This window comes from Lacrimispora sp. 38-1, from assembly GCF_049890855.1.
Classification (GTDB): domain Bacteria; phylum Bacillota; class Clostridia; order Lachnospirales; family Lachnospiraceae; genus Lacrimispora.
This window is the reverse complement of record NZ_JBANEW010000095.1, coordinates 247988-261606: the sequence shown is the minus strand read 5'-3', so window position 1 is coordinate 261606 and position 13619 is coordinate 247988. Positions and strand designations below refer to the sequence as shown.

The window sequence follows — 13619 nt, the reverse complement described above, 5'->3', positions numbered from 1 at the left end:
AAATAGTATCATCACATTTATAATAAGTAAAATTAATAGTTGTAATATTATAATTCAAATATTTTGATAGGAGACCTCATGGAAATACGTAATATCATATCATTTTTAAAAGTTGCAGAACTTAAAAGTTTTTCAAAAGCAGCTATTGAACTAGGCTACTCTCAGTCCAATATAACAATGCAAATCAAACAATTAGAAAATGAATTACATTGCACATTATTTAACCGAATTGGGAAAAAAATATCTCTCACAGAACACGGGAATGAATTTATTGAATATGCAGGTTCGATTAGGTTATTAGTTGAAAATGCTAAGCTTTCTTTATCAGATAATCCAATCCCATCTGGGCAATTAATCATCGGAGTCTTAGAATCACTATGTATAACCTATCTACCCAAACTAATTCATGAGTTTTATAATAAATATCCACAGGTAAATACTATTATAAAAATAGGAACCTATGAAGAGCTTTCATCATTATTAAATAACAATGCAATAGACTTACTTTGGACTTTTGACGATTCAATCACAAATAAAAATTGGCTTAAGGCTTTGGAATTTCCAAATGCAATCAAACTCATTGCTTCACCTAACCATTCCTTAATACAAAAAAATCAGTCTATTCATTTTTCTTCTTTAAAAAATTGCACTTTTATATTTACGGAACAAAACTGTAGCTATCGCAATTATTTTGAAAATTTACTTCAATCACAAGCTATCCCTTACCATGTCTTTTTAGAGATCGGAAATACTGAAATCATAAAAAAGTTTGTAGAATCCGGATTATGCCTTTCTGTTTTGCCAGAGTTTTCTATTCAATACGAGTTATACACGAAAAAACTAGCCGTCGTTAATATTAGGGATTTTCATTTAAATATGTATTGTCAAATTTTTTATCATAAGAATAAAATTCCAACATCCGCTATGAAAGAATTTCTACATCATCTGCAATCCAGTCTACCAAATATGTGATGCAGTTTAAACAAACGCCTAGAGAAGTTCTTCGATGTTTTTCACCAGCTTTTCGATAAACTCAAGCTTTATAGAACTCAATCATCGTATGTGCTGCGAATTAACGCACACCTTGCGGCACTAACTTGTTGTATCCGTTACTGTTGCAATACTTCATAAGTGTCAATGTTACCACCTCCAGGCATAAAAATAGTACGGCTATCTCCTTGACTGAAAATGCCGTACTATAATTTGTAAAGTTTTGAATTGTAAAAATTATAACATAGTTAAACAGACCTGTACAGGGTGTCAAAACGGGCGCATTGTCAAGGCTGTAATGTTACCGATTACTCTTGGGTGATAGGGTTAACTCATACCCAATTGCATCAACATATTTAATAAGGCTTTTAATGCTTGGGCTTATTTTGTTATCTGTTTCTATTCTGCTAATAGCCTGCTGCGCTAAACCAGATCTTTCCTCCACTTCTTTCTGTGTCAGTCCTGCCTTTTTTCTTGCCTCAATGAGTTTCAATCTTAATTCAAATTCTTTGTCGAACTCGCTGACTGACTTCATGACTTCCGGGTTCTCTGTACACATTTTCTCTAACTCTTGAGCCTCTTCATTTAAAATTACATCCGTCACATTTTGAAATGGCATATACAACACTCCTAACTTTTATATTTATCATTTAGGTTTACCGCTTTTCAAACGGTAAACCCTGCTACTTTTGCTCTTTGGATGGCTTTCTCTAATTCAAACTTTTCAGTCTTTCCTTTTTGTTTCTTGCAAGCATGTAGTGTAAGTTTCCTTCCGCAGCGTCTGCATCTACCTTCTCTGTGTGTTCTCTGTATGTTCTCTACGCGAGTTTTTTGTGGCTTTTTGTGGTTGCTTCTTTACTGCCTGTAACACAAGAAAACCCCAAAAATATAAGCATTTTCGGGGTTTTTGCATTTTTATTAAATATGCAAATATTATCTCTTTGAGAACTGCGGCGCACGACGAGCTGCCTTTAAGCCGTATTTCTTTCTTTCTTTCATTCTTGGATCTCTTGTTAAATATCCAGCTTTTTTAAGAACTGGACGGAATTCGATGTCTGCTTTAAGTAAAGCTCTAGCGATACCGTGTCTTACTGCACCAGCCTGTCCGGTGAAACCACCGCCGTGTACGTTTACTAAAACGTCAAACTTATCTACTGTCTCTGTTGCTGTTAATGGCTGACGAACAACAACCTTTAATGTCTCAAGACCGAAGTACTGATCGATGTCTCTCTTATTGATGGTGATCTTACCTGTACCTGGTACTAAATATACTCTAGCGATAGATTTTTTTCTTCTACCTGTTCCGTAAAATTTTGCATTAGCCATGATAACTTCCTCCTTTCAGCACCTCTGATTAAAATTTGAATTCTAAAACTTCTGGTTTCTGAGCAGCGTTATCATGTTCTGCGCCAGCGTATACGTGAAGTTTTGTTATCATGCTTCTTCCTAAAGGTCCCTTTGGAAGCATTCCCTTAACTGCTAATTCAATAACTCTTTCAGGCTTTTTAGCCATCATTTCTCTTAAAGTTGTTTCTTTCATACCGCCAACATAGTCAGAATGGCTGTAGTAAATCTTCTGATCTAACTTCTTACCGGTAACTTCAATCTTATTTGCGTTCACTACGATTACATAATCACCGCAATCCATATGTGGTGTGTAAATCGGTTTGTTCTTTCCTCTTAATACTTTAGCTACTTCTGAAGCCAAGCGTCCTAATGTATATCCTGTAGCGTCAACTACGTACCATTTTCTTTCAATTGTTGCTGGACTAGCCATAAAAGTCTTCATTGGACAACCTCCTGTAAATTATGGTGTTTTTAAGCATTTCCATATTACGAAAACATGTTTTCATAACCGGATAGACGGTGCGAAAAGCGGCACCTATTCTCGAAAAGCTGAAAACAACTTTCCAAAAGTTATATTACAAAATGCTCATTCCGGGGCTTGGCTTGAACATTTTCGTCTAACGTCACAGTTATACATTATATTACATTTTGGCCTGTGTGTCAACCTTTTTTCCTGTAAAAGCAGGGGTTTTTTCCTTTAAAATCAAGGCTTTGCAGACTGGTTTCCAGTTACCATCCATCCATTTCCTGATTCGTCAGGTGAAAAGCTGTAAAATCCATATGCCCTGCCTGTAATAATCCGGCCTTCCTGTTCTTCGTCCTTTACCAAAACAGTGTGAGCTCCGTTTCTTACCGCCTGATGCACGACACGGATCAGAAGCCGTTCAAAATCCTCTTCCCTGCATCTGTGGATCACCAGACCTGCTTCCTTATGAGATGCAATCCGATCCTGATACAGAGTATAACTCCACTCCTTATTTTCACCCTTAATTTCTTTCTCAAGTTCTTTTTCATACTCAAGGCTCACCAGGGTAAGACCTTTCGCCGCAGCCTTCGGTCCCGCTGCATTCCGGTCCCTGGCGTCTAAAATCTCCTCCACATGCCCGGGAGGATAAACTCCCATGCCCACTTTCATCAGTGTTCCTGCAATAATTCTTACCATATTATATAAAAATCCATTGCCCTTAATCCGGATTGTAATAAGATCATCAGTCTTTAAAACCTCCAGACTGTAAATGGTCCGTACCGTTTCCTCTGCCTGCCCTCTGGCCGTGCAGAAGCTTTTAAAATCATGTTCTCCGATCAGACAGGCCGCGCCCTCCCGCATCTTTTCCACATCAAGAGGGAAGTAACAGAAATAGCTGTACAGTCGCATAGTCGGAACTTCGATCTTCCGGTTCATAATCTTATACTCGTAAGTTTTAACACAGTTTTGCTTCCTGGGGTGGTAACTACCCGGAACTTCCTCCGAGTGAAGCACCCGAATGTCTTCCGGCAGCCTCTGATTTAAGGCAAAACAGATCTTGTCTGCAGGCATTCGGTTTTCTGTATCAAAAACTGCCACATTTCCCTCCGAATGCACTCCGGAATCTGTCCTGCTGGCACCTGTTACAGTGACCGGCTCCTTTAATAAGTCTGTCAGAGTACGGTTTAAAACCTCCTCAATGGTGATTCCATTGTTCTGGATCTGCCAGCCGCAGTAATTGGTTCCGTCGTAGGCAACGATCATCTTAACCCGTTTCATAAATCCTCCTTTGTTCTTAAAAGCTCTGCACTCTCAGGATCCGGAGACCTATGATGACAGCAAGGTAAATAAAATACACCAGATATGTGACTCTGTCCTGGTTTCCATACTTAAGCGGCTTCATTTTCGTCCGGCCTTCTCCGCCCCGGTAGCATCTGGCTTCCATCGCCATGGCAAGATCTGTGGCACGGCGGAACGCAGAGATAAAAAGAGGCACCAGAAGAGGAATCATATTCTTCGCTTTCTGAATCAGATTCCCAGTCTCAAAGTCCGCACCTCTTGCCATCTGCGCCTTCATGATCTTATCAGTTTCTTCCACCAGAATCGGTATGAAGCGCAGCGCAATGGACATCATCATGGATACCTCATGCACCGGTACACGGAAACGGTTTAAGAATCCAAGACTCTTCTCCAGACCGTCAGTCAGCTGGTTCGGAGTGGTCGTGAGGGTCATGATAGAAGATCCCACTACCAGATAAATCAGCCGGATTCCCATAAACCCAGCCACCATAATTCCTTCCTTTGTGATCTTTAAAAATCCCAAAGCCAGAACTGCCTTGCCGGGTGTCAGAAACAGATTGAAGCTGACGCTGATCAGAAGCAGAAATACAATCGCCTTCAAGCCTCTGACCATAAACTTAAAAGGTACATTACTGAGCTTTATGGCCGCTGCTAGAAACACAGTAGCTATCACATAAGCCCAGATATCATTTGCAATAAATAGGGATATGATAAAAACCATGGTCCCAAACAGCTTTGTCCGGGGATCCAGCTTATGAAGAATGGATTCCACTGGATAATACTGCCCTAATGTAATATCTTTCAGCATAATATCTCCCTGTCTATTTTCCCAGAAGCTTTAAAATCTCGTCTCTGGCTTCTTCTATTGTTGTAATGCTGGTATCAATGGGAACACCGTGGGATTTCAGCGTCTGAACCACATAGGTGATCTCAGGAGCTGCCAGGCCCATTGCTTCCAGTTCCTTATAATGCTGAAACACTTCCTTTGGTGTATCGTCAAACACCTTTTCTCCATGATTCATGACCAGAATCCGGTCTACATACCGGGCCACATCTTCCATGCTGTGAGAGACCAAAATAATAGTCATGTTCCGTTCCTTATGAAGCCTGCTGATCTGATCCAGAATCTCATCTCTCCCTTTTGGATCCAGCCCGGCTGTGGGCTCATCAAGAATCAGAACATCCGGATTCATGGCGAGAACGCCAGCGATTGCAACACGCCTTTTCTGACCTCCGGAAAGTTCAAAGGGAGAACGTTTATAGTAACTTTCATCAAGACCTACCATGGTAAGCGCTTCTCTCGCCCGTTTGGCCGTTTCTTCCTTGTTCAGCCCCTGATTTTTAGGCCCAAAGCAGACATCGGTAAATACATCAATTTCAAAAAGCTGATGCTCGGGGTACTGAAACACAAGTCCTACATGACTTCTCAAAGCCCTGAGGTCATAGCCGTCATCATAAATATTACTTCCATTATAATATAGTTTTCCATCTGTTGCACGGAGCAGTCCGTTTAAATGCTGGATTAAGGTGGACTTTCCGGAACCGGTATGACCGATCAGCCCCACGAATTCTCCATCCTGTATCTCTAAGTTCACATCCTTTAATGCATGCTGCTCAAAAGCAGTCCCTTTTCCATAGATATAATTGATATGCTCTGCTTTAATTGCCATGGCTTCCTCCGTTCTCCAGAATCACTTCTCCGGGAAAACGTTCTGCAAACCGGGGTAGAAGGTTCTCCATCAGCTCATCCAGTGTCAATATCCCATCAGGCAGGTCAAGGCCTTTTTGTTTTAACTCATAAGCAAGCTCTGTGACCTGGGGAACGTCCAGCCGGTAGGATTTAAGCTTCTCCACCTGAGAGAATATCTCACGGGGCGTACCATCCATGACCACTCTGCCTTCATCCATAACAATGACTCTGTCAGCACCTGTTACCTCTTCCATGTAATGGGTGATAAGAAGAACCGTAATCCCCTCTTTCCGGTTCAGTTCATGAACCGTTTTAACCACCTCTTTGCGTCCGTTAGGATCTAACATGGCTGTAGGTTCATCTAATACGATACACTGAGGTCTCATGGCCATTACACCTGCTATGGCAACCCGCTGCTTCTGACCACCAGACAGCCTGTTAGGGGACTTTAAGCGGTATGCAGCCATTCCCACGCTTTTTAAACTCTCGTCCACCCGTTTCCAGATCTCCTCTGTAGGCACACCAAGATTCTCAGGGCCGAATCCCACATCCTCTTCTACAATATTTCCAATGATCTGATTATCCGGATTCTGAAAAACCATTCCTGTCTTCTTGCGGACTTCCCAGAGATTCTCTTCCCTGGAAGTATCTAAATCCTGAATCCATACCGTACCTTCGGTAGGCAGCAATATGGCATTGAGCTGTTTTGCAAAGGTTGATTTACCAGATCCATTATGACCAAGGACCGCAATGAACTGGCCCTTTTCCAGATCCAGGCTCACACCGTCGATGGCACGTTTAATTTCTTCAATATTTTCTTCTTCATCTTTTCTGATATAATCAAATATCAGTTTAGACGTTTTAATTATTCCCATAGTAAACCTTTCTTTAAAAAGTGATACATCCGTATGCCACATAATTTTAGTTGAATATTGCATAACAGTCAAGCATCGGTAAGTATCTTTTGCAAAAACACAGGAATAAAAGCAAGAATTGGTGAAAATGTAGTTTTTCCTCACAAAAACAGATAGATGGTACAGATTTTTCCATCCATACCATCTATCTGCTTTATTGTATCCATAAGCCTGATTCATTAACCTTATAATTTCCATCTACCGTTGTATTCATAGCCAGGCTTCCGTCTCCGTTGAGATAATACCATTTGCCCGGAGTCGGCTGAATCCATCCGATCGCCATATCCCCGTCGGTATTAAAGTAGTACCATATTCCATTGAGTTCCTGCCAGCCGGTCTTCATTACAGCTTCTGCATCCATATAGTACCATTTCTCATCAACCTTCTGCCAGCCGGTTACAGCATAGCCATCCTGCTTAAAATAATACCATTTACCGCTGATCATCTTCCAGCCGTCAGTCACATAGTTGCCGTCTTCTCCGCGGTACTTCTTACCGTCCTGGTAAGTTGCCCATACACCTAACGTCTCGCCCAGTTCCTGAACTACAGAATCATCAGAAGTAATGATATCTCCTTCTTTTAAATAATCCTCTTCCGATGAATCCTTTAAGATGGCTTTCACTGTGTAGAAGTATTTATAACCACTGCTCATATAAGGAAGAAGATCTGCTGATGTGGAAGATGTGGTCAGGCTTTTAATCCAGATACCGCCTTCCTGGTATAGAACCACCTGATATCTGGAAGCGAACGGTACCTTCTTCCAGGAGGCTTTGGTTTTTGCAGCATCACTCCAGCCTGCCTTTTCCGGGCATTCCAGTTTTGCAACCGGAACATAGGAAAAGGTGATGACAGTCTCCCCGTCTTCACTGTTCACAGAAAGCAGATTTGCACCCTTCACGGTGCAATCCGATCTCTCATAAGAACCGGATACCCGAATGGTCCCCTTTACCTTCTTTCCAGGCTCCCATTGATCCTCTTTCTTGCTCCAGTCAGGGCTTTCTTCCGAATAATTCACTTTTACAGTGGGAACATTAATTCCGTCCGTCCATGAACTCTTACTGCCATTCTCCACGTAGATCCTTAAGCTGCCTGACGCTGATGCTGTTATTCCGGTTCCAAGAATCATGATCATGCATAAAAGCAGAAACCATATTCCTTTCCCTTTTCTCCAATTCATCAATATCTACTTCCTTTCTCCCTACTTTCTCCAGATTCCCTCTCCATCTACTGCAAAACCACTAATGGTGGTGTTCACTGCTTTTGAGCCATCACCTGGATAAAAATAGAACCAATTGCCATCGATCTGCTTCCAGCCTTCCTGCATGATGCCCTTGGAATCAGCATAATACCACTTGTTATTGTAGGAAATCCAGCCAGTTATCAATGCACCCTCAACTCCGTTTGTAGTGGAAGGATTTAGATAGTACCATTTATTATCGGATTTGTACCAGCCTGTCAGCATTGCTCCGTCATTATTCAGGAAATAGGTTTTGTCTCCTTTTTGCTGCCATCCGGTAAGCATTGTGCCATTGCCGTCAAAAAGATACCACTTGTCACTGATTTTAGACCAGTTATTCTTTAAATAGGTACCATCGGGATAACGGTAACTCCAGGAGTTGCCATTCTTGATCCAGCCTACTGCTCCAGTGGATGCCGTCCCGCTGTCCTGTCCGCTGCCGTCTGATACCTTTTCCTTGGGTACATATACCTCATCAGATTCCGTCCAGTCACTGTTCTTTCCGTGTTTATCCTCAGTACTGCTGTACGGTACCGTACGTACTTTAAAGCTGTAGGTACCTTCCTTGGTCATATAAGGATAGAAATTATAAGTGGTGGCTTTCAGTTTCTCAACTTTTTTAATAATCGTGCTGCCCCGATATAGATATACATCATAAGCACCAGAGCCATTCTCCGGCTCACTCCACTTGGCATTCCCGTAGCCGGAATCCTTCCAGTAAGCATCTTCCGGAGAATCATAGGTTCCCTTGATCGGTTTAAAGGTAAATGTTACATATAATGTATCTGTACCAGAACGGTTTGAGGAAACATAGGTGCCTCCCTTGATCGTAATATTGCTCGACTGATAGCCGCCTTTAAATGCATATTCATCAGCATTCGTAGCATGCAGCGTAACCTTCATCTTCGGTTCAGATCCAATTTTCATTTCCTTGCTGTCAGATGTAATCCAGTCCAAGTCTGACACTTCATATCTGTTATTGTTGGTGTAAACATAATTGCCGCTTTCCGATGTGGTAGAAAAAGAAGTTTCAGAAGGCAGAGTGTCTCCATTGGAAATCTCTTCCAACCCTACGTTAATCGTTACAGACGTTATGGTTTTTACGGTAGCTGCCATTGTCGCAAATGGTATGCTTGCCGTCAATACCCCCAATGCAGAGACGAAAGTCACCAGTCTCTTTAAACGCTTCATACTTAATACCTCCCGATTTTATTTTAGCGCATTTTAACAATTGAACCATAATATTCTACAATTTACATTATAGCCCTGAAAGCAATTGTCCGTCAACTTACGATATTCTTTCTTTATTCTTGCGTTTCTTAACTATTGGGAGGAATAAAAAATCCCGATAAGGAATTGCTTCCATACCGGGAAATTAATATTAATTATACAAGCTCAAGAACTACTTCCATCGCAGCATCACCTTTACGCTGGCCGATCTTAACGATACGTGTGTAACCACCGTTGCGGGATACATACTTTGGTGCAACCTCATCAAACAGCTTCTTTGGAAGATCAACAGACTTTGTATTCTTCTTTCTTCCTGCAGCTTCAGACGGAACTTCTGTTACATCGTAAAGGACCTTTAACATCTGTCTTCTTGCATGAAGTCTGGAAGGAAGATCTTTCTTGATCTCTTTTTCCACTTCATCATAAACAGTTACTTTCTTGCCGTTTACAACATCTTTTACTCTCTTGCCGTCTTTATCTTTACGTGCAACCTTAGCTGTAACTTTAACAGTCTCGAAGTTATCTTTCTCCTTAACTGCCAAAGCAATCAGACCTTCTGCAACTTTGCGGATTTCCTTTGCTCTTGCTTCTGTTGTCACGATCTTGCCATTATAGATTAATGCGGTTACCTGGCTTCTGATTAATGCTTTTCTCTGACTGGAAGTTTTTCCCAGTTTTCTATATCCTGCCATCTCAATATTCCTCCATTTGTGGAACACGGATACATGCTTCTTCGGTCTTACTGTATCAGTGCTTAATCTCCATAAATCAACTGCTTAAGCGAATCAATTATGCATTGGTATCATCGCTTGGATTCAGCTGTAAGCCTAATTCCTTCAACTTTGCCAGCACTTCTTCTAAAGACTTGCGGCCTAAGTTTCGAACCTTCATCATATCCTCAGAAGTTCTGTTGCACAGCTCTTCTACCGTATTGATTCCGGCTCTCTTGAGACAATTATAAGAACGGACAGAAAGCTCCAGTTCATCAATGTTCATCTCCAGAACTTTTTCCTTCTCATTGTCTTCCTTCTCCACCATAACTTCTGCAGTCTTGGCGTTCTCAGATAAATCAATGAATAAGTTCAAATGCTCACTCAGTACCTTTGCAGCCAGGCTGACTGCTTCATCCGGTGCCAGAGTTCCATTTGTAAATACATCTAATGTCAGCTTATCATAATCGGTAACCTGACCAACTCGGGTGTTTTCTACCGTCATGTTGACGCGCTCTACTGGTGTATAAATAGAATCAACAGCAATCACACCTATCGGTAAATCTTCACTCTTATTCTTGTCTGCACTCACATAACCACGGCCCTTTGTGATAGTAAGTTCCATATAGAACTTGCTGTCTGTGCCGCCGCTAAGCGTAGCGATAACCTGATCCGGGTTCATGATCTCGATATCGGGATCAGCCTGGATATCAGCAGCAGTTACAACACCTTCGCCTTCAAACTCAATGTATGCAACCTTTGCCTCGTTGGTATCGCTGTTGTTTTTAATAGATAAGCTCTTGATGTTCATAATGATCTCAGTCACATCTTCCTTAACTCCAGGAATAGAACTGAATTCATGCAAAACGCCGTCGATTTTTACCTGACTGACTGCAGCGCCCGGTAAGGAAGAAAGCATGATTCTTCTTAAGGAATTACCTAAAGTCGTGCCATAACCTCTTTCAAGCGGTTCAACTACAAACTTGCCATATTTTTTGTCTTCTGAGATTTCAGCAATCTCAATGTTTGGTTTTTCAAAATCGAACACTAATAGCCCCTCCTTTTGGGTATTTTGTATCGAGGGTCTTATACTCAAACCTTGCCCGGAAGCATAACGCCCCCGGGCGAAAGCCAGCTTCTATCAACAGACTTTCAATTATTTGGAGTACAACTCGACGATAAGCATTTCATTCACTGGAACATCAATCTCATCTCTTGTTGGTAACTCTTTAACAGTACCACGTAAATTCTCATGGTCAACATCAAGCCATGCAGGAACCATACGGCCAGCCGTTGTTTCCTGAACACTTTTAAATCTTGCATTGGTTTTGCATTTTTCTTTTACTTCGATCACATCTCCAACCTTTACGATGAAGGAAGGAATGTTTACGCATTTGCCATTAACAAGAATGCTCTTGTGGTCAACCATCTGTCTGGTCTCTCTTCTTGTTCTTCCGAATCCCATACGGAATACTACGTTGTCAAGTCTTCTCTCAAGAAGAATCATAAGGTTTTCACCAACCATACCATTCATTCTTTCAGCCTTGGCATAATAGTTACGGAAAGGTTTCTCAAGCACACCGTAGATGAATTTAGCTTTCTGCTTTTCTCTCAGCTGAATGCCGTACTCACTCATCTTTCTGTTCGCTCTTTTTAATTCTCTCTTTGATTTTTTATCTATTCCTAAATAGATTGGATCAAGACCAAGGGATCTACATCTTTTAAGAACAGGAACTCTATCAACTGCCACTGTAATTACCTCCTAATTAGACTCTTCTACGTTTTGGTGGACGACATCCGTTATGTGGTACAGGAGTTACGTCCTTGATGCTGGTTACTTCTAAACCGCATGCCTGAAGTGCACGAATAGCTGCTTCACGGCCTGAACCAGGACCTTTAACCATAACGTCTACTGATTTTAAACCATGTACAAGAGCTGCTTTAGTAGCAGTTTCTGCCGCCATCTGAGCTGCATATGGAGTAGATTTCCTTGAACCTCTAAATCCCAGACCACCAGCACTTGCCCAGGATAATGCATTACCCTGTGTATCCGTTAATGTCACAATTGTGTTATTAAAAGATGACTGGATATGTGCTTGTCCGCGTTCAACGTTTTTCTTTACGCGCTTTTTTGTCACTTTTTTAGTAGTGGACACTTTTTTAGCCATTTTAAACTAACCTACTTTCTTTATAGTTGCTCCGCCCTGCCCGCAGCCGCGTAACGCAGGGTACGAAATCTGAATCCTGTTATTCCTGTTTTTAAAACATGTAACGTGATTCTGCATTGTTGTTTTTTAATGATGTTCTTTTCCCTTACGGTCAAAGAACGGCTTTCACACTAAGTTCGTGAGATACCTCACTAAGTGTTCAATGCCTACTTTTTCTTGTTTGCTACAGTCTTTCTTGGACCCTTACGAGTTCTTGCGTTGGTCTTAGTTTTCTGACCACGAACCGGAAGACTCTTTCTGTGACGGATTCCGCGATAGCATCCGATTTCCTGAAGCCTCTTGATGTTCATAGCGATTTCTCTACGTAAATCACCTTCTACAGTCTGAGATTCAGTAATCACTTCTGCAATTCTCTTTACTTCGTCATCGGTTAAGTCCTTAACACGAGTGTCAGGATTAACGCCAGCAGTTGTAAGAATGCGGTTTGAACTGGTTCTACCGATACCGTAGATGTAAGTTAAACCGATCTCAACACGTTTTTCTCTTGGTAAATCAACACCTGAAATACGAGCCATGTGTGTAGTACACCTCCATTAATTATTTTAACCTTGTCTCTGCTTATGCTTAGGATTTTCACAGATTACTCTGATACTGCCTTTTCTTTTGATGATTTTGCATTTTTCGCAAATCGGCTTGACTGATGATCTAACCTTCACAGCAATTCTCCTTTCCGTTATGCGCCCTTTCGCATGAAACACTTTGCGTCCGTCATAAGACGCTTACGTGCAAAGATTATCCTCCGCACCCGATTTCTTCTTATATAAATCCGGCGTCAAAGGAGTCTCTTTCCAAAAGAGCTTTCTGAGTATACCCGCAGTGTGTTTTTATCTTAAAACCAGTGCTGCCCTCATGGGCATAATACACCCAGTATTTCAACAAAGTCGCTATAGCATTATAACACTGTTTATTTTAAAATGCAAGCGCTTTTTCCTATATTTTTCTTAACCCTTTGCCCTGGTGTGTCGCGTTCCTGATGTGGAACGCGCCGGACCCGGACGCTTTATTTATCTCGCCAGATGATTCTTCCCTTGCTTAAATCATAAGGGGACATCTCAATGGTTACCTTATCACCTGGTAAAATACGAATGTAGTTCATGCGAAGTTTTCCGCTTATGTGAGCTAATACCTGATGCCCGTTTTCCAGTTCAACCTGGAACATGGCATTGGGAAGCTTCTCCACAACGGTGCCTTCAATTTCAATAACATCTGCTTTTGACATAAAGCTTACCTCCTAACAACCTGATCTTCTCTTTTGAAACATCGGATGAAATGTTTGATCTCTTCATCAGTGACATTTTTATTTTCCCGGATTTTATTTCCCGGTGACTGTTTCTCCCACAACAGGGGGATTACATGCTTTTTCTTTTTTTTCTTGGGGCAGTCAAGACGTCTTATTTTTCCGTCCACCAGATATATATATTCGCCTTCCTCACGCAATATGAAGAAATATTCTCCTTTGTCGTGTCCTGCCGTGGATCTTACGAATAAACCGTCGTATTCATTCATCG

18 protein-coding genes are annotated in these 13619 nt (G+C 41.5%); 1 reads left to right on the top strand and 17 read right to left on the bottom strand.

Features of this window, described 5'->3' with window-relative positions; all coding sequences use genetic code 11:
* The first annotated feature begins 78 nt into the window (after window positions 1-78).
* On the top strand, window positions 79-972 hold the full coding sequence (locus V7D18_RS25020; RefSeq protein ID WP_426158481.1) for a LysR family transcriptional regulator: 894 nt from the start codon (window positions 79-81) through the stop codon (window positions 970-972).
* Window positions 973-1291: 319 nt separating this feature from the next.
* On the opposite strand, the gene V7D18_RS25015 is transcribed toward V7D18_RS25020, so the two are convergent.
* The 17 genes from V7D18_RS25015 to V7D18_RS24935 all read right to left on the bottom strand — a co-directional run bounded on the left by V7D18_RS25015 (window position 1292) and on the right by V7D18_RS24935 (window position 13617).
* Window positions 1292-1609, bottom strand: coding sequence for a helix-turn-helix domain-containing protein (locus V7D18_RS25015; RefSeq protein WP_426158480.1), 318 nt, complete (start codon window positions 1607-1609; stop codon window positions 1292-1294).
* A gap of 314 nt (window positions 1610-1923) precedes the next feature.
* Window positions 1924-2316: a 30S ribosomal protein S9 gene (gene rpsI, locus V7D18_RS25010; RefSeq protein WP_104439428.1), complete on the bottom strand. Its 393-nt coding sequence runs from the start codon at window positions 2314-2316 to the stop codon at window positions 1924-1926.
* A 28-nt stretch (window positions 2317-2344) separates the two neighbouring features.
* On the bottom strand, window positions 2345-2779 hold the full coding sequence (gene rplM / locus V7D18_RS25005) for a 50S ribosomal protein L13 (RefSeq protein ID WP_117417290.1): 435 nt from the start codon (window positions 2777-2779) through the stop codon (window positions 2345-2347).
* Between the two features lie 261 nt (window positions 2780-3040).
* Window positions 3041-4081, bottom strand: a complete 1041-nt coding sequence (gene truA / locus V7D18_RS25000) for a tRNA pseudouridine(38-40) synthase TruA (RefSeq protein WP_426158477.1) — start codon at window positions 4079-4081, stop codon at window positions 3041-3043.
* A 16-nt stretch (window positions 4082-4097) separates the two neighbouring features.
* A complete protein-coding gene (locus tag V7D18_RS24995) occupies window positions 4098-4910 on the bottom strand; it encodes an energy-coupling factor transporter transmembrane component T family protein (RefSeq protein ID WP_426158475.1) in 813 nt (270 codons plus the stop codon).
* A 13-nt stretch (window positions 4911-4923) separates the two neighbouring features.
* Complete coding sequence (locus V7D18_RS24990) at window positions 4924-5772, bottom strand: energy-coupling factor transporter ATPase (protein ID WP_426158474.1); 849 nt, start codon at window positions 5770-5772, stop codon at window positions 4924-4926.
* Window positions 5762-6667: an energy-coupling factor transporter ATPase gene (locus V7D18_RS24985; RefSeq protein WP_288828655.1), complete on the bottom strand. Its 906-nt coding sequence runs from the start codon at window positions 6665-6667 to the stop codon at window positions 5762-5764. Before V7D18_RS24985 ends, V7D18_RS24990 begins: the two co-directional genes overlap by 11 nt.
* Before the next feature lie 193 nt (window positions 6668-6860).
* Entirely contained in the window at window positions 6861-7883 is a 1023-nt protein-coding gene (locus V7D18_RS24980) for an N-acetylmuramoyl-L-alanine amidase family protein (RefSeq protein ID WP_426158472.1), read from the bottom strand.
* A 21-nt stretch (window positions 7884-7904) separates the two neighbouring features.
* Window positions 7905-9134, bottom strand: coding sequence for an N-acetylmuramoyl-L-alanine amidase family protein (locus V7D18_RS24975; protein WP_426158471.1), 1230 nt, complete (start codon window positions 9132-9134; stop codon window positions 7905-7907).
* A gap of 194 nt (window positions 9135-9328) precedes the next feature.
* A complete protein-coding gene (locus V7D18_RS24970; RefSeq protein WP_117417297.1) occupies window positions 9329-9865 on the bottom strand; it encodes a bL17 family ribosomal protein in 537 nt (178 codons plus the stop codon).
* Between the two features lie 97 nt (window positions 9866-9962).
* A complete protein-coding gene (locus tag V7D18_RS24965) occupies window positions 9963-10931 on the bottom strand; it encodes a DNA-directed RNA polymerase subunit alpha (RefSeq protein ID WP_097002521.1) in 969 nt (322 codons plus the stop codon).
* A gap of 108 nt (window positions 10932-11039) precedes the next feature.
* Entirely contained in the window at window positions 11040-11633 is a 594-nt protein-coding gene (gene rpsD / locus V7D18_RS24960; RefSeq protein WP_117417298.1) for a 30S ribosomal protein S4, read from the bottom strand.
* 16 nt (window positions 11634-11649) lie between these two features.
* Window positions 11650-12051: a 30S ribosomal protein S11 gene (gene rpsK, locus V7D18_RS24955; protein WP_006771855.1), complete on the bottom strand. Its 402-nt coding sequence runs from the start codon at window positions 12049-12051 to the stop codon at window positions 11650-11652.
* Between the two features lie 206 nt (window positions 12052-12257).
* Window positions 12258-12626 carry a 30S ribosomal protein S13 gene (rpsM, locus tag V7D18_RS24950; protein ID WP_104439438.1) on the bottom strand — a complete coding sequence of 123 codons (369 nt, stop codon included), beginning with the start codon at window positions 12624-12626 and terminating at the stop codon, window positions 12258-12260.
* A gap of 27 nt (window positions 12627-12653) precedes the next feature.
* Complete coding sequence (rpmJ, locus tag V7D18_RS24945; protein WP_003497809.1) at window positions 12654-12767, bottom strand: 50S ribosomal protein L36; 114 nt, start codon at window positions 12765-12767, stop codon at window positions 12654-12656.
* A 344-nt stretch (window positions 12768-13111) separates the two neighbouring features.
* Complete coding sequence (infA, locus tag V7D18_RS24940; protein WP_013274317.1) at window positions 13112-13330, bottom strand: translation initiation factor IF-1; 219 nt, start codon at window positions 13328-13330, stop codon at window positions 13112-13114.
* A gap of 5 nt (window positions 13331-13335) precedes the next feature.
* The gene (locus tag V7D18_RS24935; RefSeq protein WP_426158465.1) at window positions 13336-13617 is read right to left on the bottom strand and encodes a KOW domain-containing RNA-binding protein; all 282 of its coding nucleotides are present in this window, start codon (window positions 13615-13617) and stop codon (window positions 13336-13338) included.
* Window positions 13618-13619 lie beyond the last annotated feature (2 nt).

What these genes read in the sequence shown, in the direction of transcription:
- V7D18_RS25020 (WP_426158481.1), top strand. Translation starts at nt 79, where the DNA reads ATGGAAATACGTAATATCATATCATTTTTAAAAGTTGCAGAACTTAAA.
- V7D18_RS25015 (WP_426158480.1), bottom strand. Translation starts at nt 1,609, where the DNA reads ATGCCATTTCAAAATGTGACGGATGTAATTTTAAATGAAGAGGCTCAA.
- rpsI (WP_104439428.1), bottom strand. Translation starts at nt 2,316, where the DNA reads ATGGCTAATGCAAAATTTTACGGAACAGGTAGAAGAAAAAAATCTATC.
- rplM (WP_117417290.1), bottom strand. Translation starts at nt 2,779, where the DNA reads ATGAAGACTTTTATGGCTAGTCCAGCAACAATTGAAAGAAAATGGTAC.
- truA (WP_426158477.1), bottom strand. Translation starts at nt 4,081, where the DNA reads ATGAAACGGGTTAAGATGATCGTTGCCTACGACGGAACCAATTACTGC.
- V7D18_RS24995 (WP_426158475.1), bottom strand. Translation starts at nt 4,910, where the DNA reads ATGCTGAAAGATATTACATTAGGGCAGTATTATCCAGTGGAATCCATT.
- V7D18_RS24990 (WP_426158474.1), bottom strand. Translation starts at nt 5,772, where the DNA reads ATGGCAATTAAAGCAGAGCATATCAATTATATCTATGGAAAAGGGACT.
- V7D18_RS24985 (WP_288828655.1), bottom strand. Translation starts at nt 6,667, where the DNA reads ATGGGAATAATTAAAACGTCTAAACTGATATTTGATTATATCAGAAAA.
- V7D18_RS24980 (WP_426158472.1), bottom strand. Translation starts at nt 7,883, where the DNA reads ATGAATTGGAGAAAAGGGAAAGGAATATGGTTTCTGCTTTTATGCATG.
- V7D18_RS24975 (WP_426158471.1), bottom strand. Translation starts at nt 9,134, where the DNA reads ATGAAGCGTTTAAAGAGACTGGTGACTTTCGTCTCTGCATTGGGGGTA.
- V7D18_RS24970 (WP_117417297.1), bottom strand. Translation starts at nt 9,865, where the DNA reads ATGGCAGGATATAGAAAACTGGGAAAAACTTCCAGTCAGAGAAAAGCA.
- rpsK (WP_006771855.1), bottom strand. Translation starts at nt 12,051, where the DNA reads ATGGCTAAAAAAGTGTCCACTACTAAAAAAGTGACAAAAAAGCGCGTA.
- rpsM (WP_104439438.1), bottom strand. Translation starts at nt 12,626, where the DNA reads ATGGCTCGTATTTCAGGTGTTGATTTACCAAGAGAAAAACGTGTTGAG.
- infA (WP_013274317.1), bottom strand. Translation starts at nt 13,330, where the DNA reads ATGTCAAAAGCAGATGTTATTGAAATTGAAGGCACCGTTGTGGAGAAG.
- V7D18_RS24935 (WP_426158465.1), bottom strand. Translation starts at nt 13,617, where the DNA reads ATGAATGAATACGACGGTTTATTCGTAAGATCCACGGCAGGACACGAC.